2 protein-coding genes and 5 tRNA genes are annotated in these 2646 nt (G+C 40.4%); 1 reads left to right on the top strand and 6 read right to left on the bottom strand.

From position 1 onward, the window contains the following. A partial coding sequence (locus tag AB4407_RS18840; protein WP_372121618.1) for a transposase occupies positions 1 to 342 on the bottom strand: 342 nt, incomplete at its 3' end. 816 nt (positions 343 to 1158) lie between these two features. On the opposite strand from AB4407_RS18840, the gene AB4407_RS18835 reads away from it, so the two are divergent. Next, on the top strand, positions 1159 to 1554 hold the full coding sequence (locus AB4407_RS18835; RefSeq protein ID WP_017060180.1) for a DUF2391 family protein: 396 nt from the start codon (positions 1159 to 1161) through the stop codon (positions 1552 to 1554). 344 nt (positions 1555 to 1898) lie between these two features. Here AB4407_RS18835 and AB4407_RS18830 read toward each other — a convergent pair. From AB4407_RS18830 to AB4407_RS18810, 5 genes are all read right to left on the bottom strand, one after another. Further along, a tRNA-Asn gene (locus tag AB4407_RS18830) sits at positions 1899 to 1974 on the bottom strand. A gap of 29 nt (positions 1975 to 2003) precedes the next feature. After that, positions 2004 to 2079: transfer RNA gene (locus AB4407_RS18825), tRNA-Thr, on the bottom strand. 36 nt (positions 2080 to 2115) lie between these two features. Beyond that, positions 2116 to 2191 (bottom strand) — tRNA-Asn (locus tag AB4407_RS18820). A 24-nt stretch (positions 2192 to 2215) separates the two neighbouring features. Next, positions 2216 to 2291 (bottom strand) — tRNA-Thr (locus AB4407_RS18815). A 56-nt stretch (positions 2292 to 2347) separates the two neighbouring features. Further along, positions 2348 to 2423: transfer RNA gene (locus AB4407_RS18810), tRNA-Phe, on the bottom strand. Positions 2424 to 2646: the final 223 nt, after the last annotated feature.

Genomic DNA, 2646 nt, shown 5'->3' with positions numbered 1-2646 from the left:
GTTTTTCACGATGTAGTCATATATATCGCTCCCGACAAGGCGCCCGCCTGAAGGGGACTCTGCTTCTTTCTTAATGAATGCACTGAGTTGTTTTCGTTGTTCTGCATTGAGATATACCGGTCTGCCTGTGCGAGGTTTTTCTTGAAGCCCTTCCAATCCTTCTTCAAGAAATGCTTGAACCCATTTGTTTACACTGGTTCGACTGACTTTAAGGTATTTGGCAATTTGAGTACGCGAATGACCTTCTTTGAAGTGGGCAAGTGCTAGCAAGCGAACCTTCATTTGAATGGTTTTTTGTTGGCTTGCTAGCTTTTTAAAATCAGTATTATTAAGGCTATCCATAGCGATTTTCTGTAAGAGTTCGACGGCCTCAATTAGATCATATTTTTACTTTAATTGGTATAACTTGCACAAAAGACTTTCCTGTAGCCTACGTGTTACCCAAACCCAAACCCAAACCCTACGATTAGGGTGACATCATTTCTGACTCCATTTGTGAGTTGGCACTAGCATGACTTCAAACGCGGCTGAGTGCTCAAACACTCGAGCTATACGACGTTGTAAGTTAGGTTCATGAGACTGTTCTAATCAGCATGTCCATTTCAATACCTGAGGCTCTATAAGCCTTACAACTCATCCTACGTGCCCTGCGTTTGTGGATGTTTGCTTTATCAAGTTCAAGTATTAGCTAACAGCCCTTCGTCTACGAAACCTGATTTCTGTTCTATCTATGAATCTAGAGGGTAGTTCTGATGTGTAATTAGGAATCCATCATGGATGTTTCTGTTAAGAACACTATAGCCCTTAATGAGTCGACTTAATGCATTAAGCTTAAACCACTATTAATTGTATTGATCACCCAACCGGATTGAGATTCTCTGGTTCTAAGTGTAGGTCCTTAGAGGATGTTTACCGGTCTCTCTTCGACTCTGATGTGTTTGTTGACTCGACATGAATCTGTTGTGTTGACCACTTTGCTCTGAGCATATTGATTTCTTGCTGGTTAGTTCAAGCTATGTTTTGGCTATTGCGACTAATATGAAATTAGAAAGGTCATTACTGTTTACTTGGTAGGAAGAAAATTCCTCAAGCCATCGGTGGATAGTTTTGTGATTATTTTAAGAAATAGATAAAGCCTTAAACCTAGTGGGTCGAACTATGAAATTGAGTTTTAACTTTGAAGATGCGAGCCAGATCTTTGTGGGATCTTTTGCTTTGGCCGTGCCAATTTCTTTTTCTGAAGAGGCTTGGAAGTTAGGGGAGACTTTACCTACCGCCAATCTATTGCTGTTATTTTTACTGTCTGCGGTGTTCTTAGGCTTCTATACGTATGAGAGTGTCTTTCAAAAAGATGTTGTTGCACGGTTGCCGGTGTTTATTTTCAGAATAGTTATTGCTTATGTTATGACGGCCTTGGTCGTTGCTTTGGTACTGACTTGCTTGGACAAATTACCTCTATTGAGCGACCCTGTTGTATCGATCAAAAGAGTGATTGTTATTTCAATGCCAGCCTCTATGGGCGCTATTGTAGTGGATAGTTTTGATAAAGAGTGACTTGTGTATCATTTGGATTGAAGCGCCTTACAGAGCTTTTCTAGCGCTTATTTGATTTGTTATTTAGCTTTCTCATTTCTAGGCTTAGCATTGATTTTTTCAGCCGATCTTCTCAATAATAAAATGAGTAGTAACGTACTATGAGTGACTCTTACGTGAATGTGTCGTTTGTTGTTGGACGATTTTGAAGGGAGTTAAGTGGCGAAGATTTGTAGCTTTGGATGGATATAAAAACGGTTGGTTTTTGAATTGAATATGATATTTGAAATGTAAGGGTAGTTGTATTGAGAAGTTATGATCTTTAGATGCAAAAAAGCCGCATCAATGATGCGGCTTTTTTTAATTGGCTCCCCTTGCAAGACTTGAACTTGCGACATACGGATTAACAGTCCGCCGTTCTACCAACTGAACTAAAGGGGAATTGATTGTTTAGTCTCTAATCAAGAGAATGGTGCCGACTACCGGAATCGAACTGGTGACCTACTGATTACAAGTCAGTTGCTCTACCTACTGAGCTAAGTCGGCATCATGAATCAAAAAGCTTATGCTTGATGATTAACTTGGCTCCCCTTGCAAGACTTGAACTTGCGACATACGGATTAACAGTCCGCCGTTCTACCAACTGAACTAAAGGGGAATTATTCTTAAAGCTTTAAAGAAATGGTGCCGACTACCGGAGTCGAACTGGTGACCTACTGATTACAAGTCAGTTGCTCTACCTACTGAGCTAAGTCGGCACATAATATTTCTTTGTGCTTTACTGTTGTTGTCTAGGACACCAACAAATAAATTGTGGTGCCCGGAGGCGGAATCGAACCACCGACACGAGGATTTTCAATCCTCTGCTCTACCGACTGAGCTATCCGGGCGACGAGGTGTATTAAACGTGTTTTCGCGTTCTGGGTCAACATTAAATTGCAAAAAAAGTATCGTTTGATGTTTTTCTATACTTAGTGGGTTGTTTTTGCTCATTTGGGGTGAAAAACCTAGGTCTAGCATGCCCTAATAGATAGTAAAACTACGGTTAACTACACTGAATGGGCGCCGAAATAAAAAAAGCACGTATGAAAACGTAATGCTTGTAAGTTAAGC

Source organism: Vibrio sp. 10N.261.46.E11, assembly GCF_041472735.1.
Classification (GTDB): domain Bacteria; phylum Pseudomonadota; class Gammaproteobacteria; order Enterobacterales; family Vibrionaceae; genus Vibrio.
This window is presented reverse-complemented; position numbering and strand designations above follow the sequence as displayed.